General features: G+C 76.7%; 3 protein-coding genes and 1 pseudogene. All 4 read right to left on the bottom strand.

Annotated features, from left to right (window positions below):
* A pseudogene (locus ABZW03_RS37510) lies at nt 1–789 on the bottom strand (hypothetical protein); the annotation flags it as partial.
* Nucleotides 786–1496, bottom strand: coding sequence for a DUF4255 domain-containing protein (locus ABZW03_RS37505; protein ID WP_355268861.1), 711 nt, complete (start codon nt 1494–1496; stop codon nt 786–788). The pseudogene ABZW03_RS37510 and the gene ABZW03_RS37505, both read right to left, overlap by 4 nt.
* Nucleotides 1493–4543: a hypothetical protein gene (locus ABZW03_RS37500; protein WP_355268859.1), complete on the bottom strand. Its 3051-nt coding sequence runs from the start codon at nt 4541–4543 to the stop codon at nt 1493–1495. The genes ABZW03_RS37505 and ABZW03_RS37500 overlap by 4 nt, the downstream gene beginning before the upstream one ends.
* A gap of 8 nt (nt 4544–4551) precedes the next feature.
* On the bottom strand, nt 4552–4741 hold a 190-nt coding region (locus ABZW03_RS37495), incomplete at its 5' end, for a hypothetical protein (RefSeq protein WP_355268857.1).

Raw genomic sequence — 4741 nt, 5'->3', positions numbered from 1 at the left:
GGCTGGGTGGTCGACGCCTCCGGCGCCGCCGCGGGCTACTAGGTGCACCAGGCCGCCGTGCGCGGCCAGCGCGCGCAGCCGCTCGGCGGGCCCTTCGTCGGACGCCGGGGAGTCGAACCCCCGGGAGCCGGGCGCGGCGCGGCGGGCCAGTCCGGCGAGCGCGCCGTCCGGTTCGTCGTCGCCGAGCAGATGGGCCGTCACCCGGTCCGGCACGCGCAGGGTCCGGGAGAGCAGCGGGCGGTCCGGCTCGGCGACCTCCAGCAGGCCGCCGGCGATCAGCGGGGCCCGGGTGGAGAACCGGAAGCGGCCGGCCCCGGCCCCGGGCAGTCCGCACAGTTCCAGGGCCAGGCCGACGGTCGCCCGGCGGCGGGTCAGGTCGTCGTTGAGGTAGCCGTAGAGCTGTTCGAAGCGGGCGTCGAGGTCGGGGGCGAGCGCGATCAGCAGCAGGTCGAGGTCCACCGGGAGCAGCCCGAAGGCGGCGCTCAGCCGCCCGAGCCGGGAGCCGGGCGGCGGCGCGGGCCCGTCGCCGGGGTCCGCGGTGCCCCGGTGGACGGTGGCGGAGGCCGCCAGGATGCGGTCCACGGCCTCCGGGCCGAGGTACTGGCCGCGGTACGGGTCGTCCGGGTCCGGGTCGTCGGCCCGGCGGGCGCGCACCGCGGCGCGGACCCGCTGTTCGACCCGGTGCAGCCGCTCCCAGAGGTACTGCTCGTGGTCCGGCGGGGTGCCGATCACGGCCGCGGCGCCGTTCACCGCCGGGGCCTCGGGGGCCCGGTCGAGGTCGAGGCTCATCGCGCCCTGCCCCGGGGCCGGCGGCCGGGCGGCAGCCCGCGCTCCCGGGGCGCGGCGAAGCCGTCCGCCCCGGGGTCGGCGGTGCCCTGGTAGCGCAGTCGGCGGCCCGGGTCGTCGGCGGGCGGCCGGCCGGCCGGGCTGGTGTCGCCGGCGTGCAGCACCAGTCCGTCGGTGACCGGCGGCCCCACCGGGCCGCGCTCGCCGGGCAGCGGGGCGAGCACCCGGAGGTCCACCGAGGGCCGCAGCTCCCCGCCGAGCGAGGACCAGACGTCGGACACCGACGGCAGGCCGGTGTCGCGCCCGGCGATGTCCAGCGTGACGGTCAGTCCGAGCTCGGCGAGCGTGCCGGTGAGCAGCCGGGCGGGCAGCGTGTCGGTGGTGGCGAGGCACCGCAGCACCTCGGCCAGCAGCCGGTGTTCGTCCTGCGGCCGGTTGGTCCAGGCGGTGACCAGGTAGGCCAGCTCGAACCACCGGGGCGCCGGGCGCTGCGCGGTCACCAGGCCGTCCTCGTCGTACTCCGCGATGGTGCCGCTCTGCCGGCGGCCGGTGTCCTCGCGCAGCCCGTACAGGAAGACGCTGACCGTGGGCGCGTTGCGGCGGGCGGCGAAGTCCTTGGTGGGCGCGTCGAAGACCACCTCGATCCCGCGCTCGGGCAGGCCGGTCCCGGCGAGCAACTGCCGCAGTGCCTCGTCGACTTCGTGGATCACCGCCGCTCCACCTCCCCGGGCGGGCCGATGCTGCCTTCCACGACGAGGAAGGGGCAGGTCACCGGGGAGAATCCGGGGCCTTCGGCGGTGATGGTGCGCGGGCCGGTCTCGTCCTTGGGGAGGATGAGCAGCTGTCCGGCGAAGGTGCCGTCGGCCTTCGGGCGGGTGGGCGCCGCGGCGGCGGTGATGCCGGGCTGCCAGGTGAACGTGACGGGTGCGCCGGGCGGGAAGTCCACGCCGCGCACGGAGGTCACGAAGCCGGGCTTGCCGATCGGCGGCACCGCGACGATGCGGGGCTGGAGGATGCGCAGCGGGGTGCTCGCCCGGTGCGGTCCGGGGGTGGCGTCGGTGCCGGTGGTGGTCAGCTCGGCGGTGATCGTGGTGTCCAGCGCCGCCACGGGCGAGAGCACCACCCGGATCACCGCGCTGCGGCCCGGGCCGAGGTCGCTCACCGTGCAGGTGCCGTTGCGGCAGCCGGGCGGCAGGGCCTCGGTGGGCACGCCGGCGGGCAGGCCGAGGGTCAGCCGCAGGCCGGTCGCGAGGGCCTGGCCGCTGTTGCGCACCGTGTAGCTGACGGTCACGTGGCCGCCGACGTAGCCGGGGTTCGGCTGGGCGTCGACCGTGACGCCGGGGCCGGCCTGGGGCGGGGGCGCGGGAGCCGGGGGCGGCGGCGGTGCGGGGGTGGGCGTGGCGGTCGGAGTCGGAGTCGGGGTGGGTGTGGGTGTGGGTGTCGGGGTGGGCGTCGGCGTGGCGGTCGGCGACGGGGTGGGCGTCGGGGTCGGGGTGGCCGTCGGCGAGGGGGTCGGCTCCAGCACGGGCAGGAAGGTCCGGGCGGAGTCGTCGTCGGGGTTCGGGTCCAGCACCGCCCCGGTGACGCTCCAGCCGAAGTCCGGGACGCCGGGCCGGGTGCCGATCAGGGTGGCCTTGATCCGGACCACCGCGCGCGGGGCCAGCGTGCCGAGTTCGCAGCGCAGGGCGGCCGCGTCGCACGAGCCGGTCGGGGTGGTCAGCCTGTCGAGCCGGCCGCCGGTCGGCACCGAGACGGTGAGGACGGTGCCGGGCGAGGGCGCGGGGCCCTTGTTGGTGACGGTGATCGTCACCTCGGTGGCACCGTCGACGGGGACGGCGGGGGTCCGGTCCGGCGCGGTGAGCGCCAGGTCGACGGACTGCTGGACGGCCGGCTCCTTCTGCCGCCCGGGCAGCCGCCAGTCGAGCGCGGTGAGCCGGCCGGAGGCGAAGTCGTAGACCTTGAACCCCTCGCGGGCGCTCGGCGGCGCGGCCCGGCGGGAGGTCATCACCAGTTGCGCGCTGTCCGCCGTCCAGGCGACGTCCCGGGGCTGGAACGGGCCGCTGGTGGAGTGGTCGGGCAGCGGTTCGGTGCAGGCGCCGCGGCCGAGCCCGGTGGGCACGACCACCGTGCAGTCGTCGCCGGTCGGCGTGGTGACGACGATGCCGTCCCGCTGGTTGTTCCCGCCGTCACCGCCCTTGCGGTTGAAGGCGATCCGGCGGCCGTCCGGCGCGAAGGCGGGGCTGTCGTCGATGACGTTGCAGCTGCCCGGGCAGGCCGTCCGGCTGAGGTCGGTCTGCCGGGTGAGGTCGTCGGCGGCGACCGTCCAGACGTGCAGGTTGCCGGCGTTGCCGTCGACCACGGCCGTCCGGGAGAAGGCGATCAGCTTGCCGTCGGGGGACCAGAACGGCTGGCCGTCGGAGGCGCCCCGCTGCCCGGCCGGCGGCTGGACGGTGCCGACGATCCGCCCGGTGGCCACCTCGGCGATCAGCACCCGCCCGGGCCGGGCGGGCTGCTGGCCGGTGGCCGGGGCGCTGCGGCTGAACACGACCAGCCGGCCGTCCGGGGAGATCGACGGGTCGGTGTCCCGGTCGTCCGCGGCGCGTCCGGCGAGGTTCATCGGCTGCGGGTTCGCCCCGTCGGCGTCGGCCAGCCAGATCCGCTGGATCCGCCCGGCCGGCCCGTCCTCGTAGCGGGTCACCACGATCCGCCGGCCGTCGGGCGTGTAGGTCTGGCGCTCGAACCAGGGGTCGAAGCCGGGGCGGGGGTGGAAGAGCGGGTCGTCGGCCGGGTCGGTGCTGGTGTTGGTGTCGGCGGCCGGGTCCTCGCGGAGCACGCTGATGCCGAGGTCGCGCGGGTCGCCGCCGTCGGGGCGCATGTCCTGCACGTCGGCGACGTTGGACCCGGAGGCGCTGGTCTGCTCGACCACGGCGCCGCCGCCCTGCTGCGGGCCCAGCCAGGTCGGCGAGGCGATCAGCCGGTCCGCGCGGTAGAGCAGGACGGGCGCTTCGCAGTTGCAGGTCAGCGCGTGGTAGAGGTTCACCACCGGCGGCTGGGACGGGTCGGGCTGCGAGCTCGGCTTCGCGGGGTCGAGCAGGTCGGCGCTGAGGAACACCACGCCCTTGCCGTCGGCCGTCCAGGCGGCGGAGCCGGTCCGCCAGGTGGAGCCGGTGCCGGGGAAGTAGGCCTTGTCGCCGCCGGTGGGCGAGGTGAGCATCAGGGTGCGGCCCTGGTCGCCCTTGTCCCAGGTGTAGACGATCTCGTTGCGGTGTTCGTCGGTGTCCACCGGGTTCCAGGCCGGGTCGATCGCGTCCCCGGTGGTCACGTCGGTGACCTTGACGGGCGCGCCGCCCTCGAACGGCCGCAGGTAGATCTGACGGTGCGACGCTTCGCCGTCGCAGGAGTAGGCGATCCACTTGCCGTCGGGCGAGACCGTCGGACGGGTCTCGTCGGCGGCGCCGTCGGTGATCCGGCGCAGGCCGCTGCCGTCCCGGTTGACCGCCCACAGGACGTGCTGGGAGGTGCCGTCGTCCCGGGACTTCAGCGCCTCGAAGACGACGCCCTTGCCGTCCGGGGCCAGCGCCGGGTGGGCGGTGTCCATGCCGGTGGTGAGCCTGCGCACCGCGCCGGCCGCGTCGCGCAGGTACACCTGGGGCAGCGGGCCGTCCCGCAGGCTGGTGAAGACCACCTCGTCGCCGCGGGCGGACGGGTCCTGGTCGAAGTGGATCGGGCCGGGCCCGAACAGCGGGGTGCTGTCCATCGGGCCGGTCACCCGGCCGAGGCCCCGGTGGTTGGTGCCGGCGAACAGGATCCGCCCGGCCTCCGGCTCGGCCGCGGCGACCGGGGCGGCGGCGACCTGCCCACCGGGTGCGGGTCGACGTGGCCGGTGGCCGGGGGGATCACCTGGTGGTGCACGGCGAGGGTCGCCTTGATCAGGCCGGCGACGCCGGCGGCGGCC

The organism is Kitasatospora sp. NPDC004799, assembly GCF_040609095.1.
Lineage (GTDB): Bacteria > Actinomycetota > Actinomycetes > Streptomycetales > Streptomycetaceae > Kitasatospora.
Note: the sequence above shows the minus strand (reverse complement) of the source record. Positions and strands in the feature narration are given on the sequence as shown.

Excerpts from the sequence above, each read along its gene's own strand:
- ABZW03_RS37500 (WP_355268859.1), bottom strand. The coding sequence starts at position 4,543 with ATGGACAGCACCCCGCTGTTCGGGCCCGGCCCGATCCACTTCGACCAG.